Source organism: Halobacillus sp. B23F22_5 (genome assembly GCF_043497085.1).
Lineage (GTDB): Bacteria > Bacillota > Bacilli > Bacillales > Halobacillaceae > Thalassobacillus.
The window spans coordinates 1-532 of record NZ_JBIEKI010000049.1; the positions used below are offsets into that span (position 1 = coordinate 1).

The window sequence follows — 532 nt, forward strand, 5'->3', positions numbered from 1 at the left end:
AAAATACCGCTCAGGCTACAGCAGAACTTCCTAAGCCGAAGATTCTGGATACGAGCGTCATCATCGATGGCCGGATAGCGGATATCTGTCAGACTAATTTTCTTGAGGGAACGATTGTCATTCCGCAATTTGTGCTGGAAGAACTGCAGCATATTGCCGATTCCTCTGATGGATTGAAGCGTAATCGCGGTCGACGCGGGCTGGATATACTGAATAGACTTCAGAAAGATCTTCCGGTCAACGTGGAGATCTATGAGGGAGATTTTGAAGAGATCCAGGAAGTGGACAGTAAATTGGTCAAGCTCGCCAAAGTAATGGATGGTGTAGTTGTCACGAATGATTTCAATTTGAATAAAGTTTGTGAGTTTCAGAATGTAGCTGTGCTGAATATCAATGATCTTGCTAATGCTGTGAAACCGGTTGTTCTGCCGGGTGAAGAAATGAAAATCCAGGTGATCAAAGATGGTAAAGAGCAGAACCAGGGGGTTGCCTACCTGGATGATGGTACAATGATCGTTGTGGAAGAAGGAAA

1 protein-coding gene is annotated in these 532 nt (G+C 44.5%); it reads left to right on the forward strand.

Going from position 1 to position 532, the window contains the following annotated elements; all coding sequences use genetic code 11:
- On the forward strand, nt 1–532 hold a 532-nt coding region (locus ACGTN9_RS21065; protein ID WP_499596493.1), incomplete at both ends, for a PIN/TRAM domain-containing protein.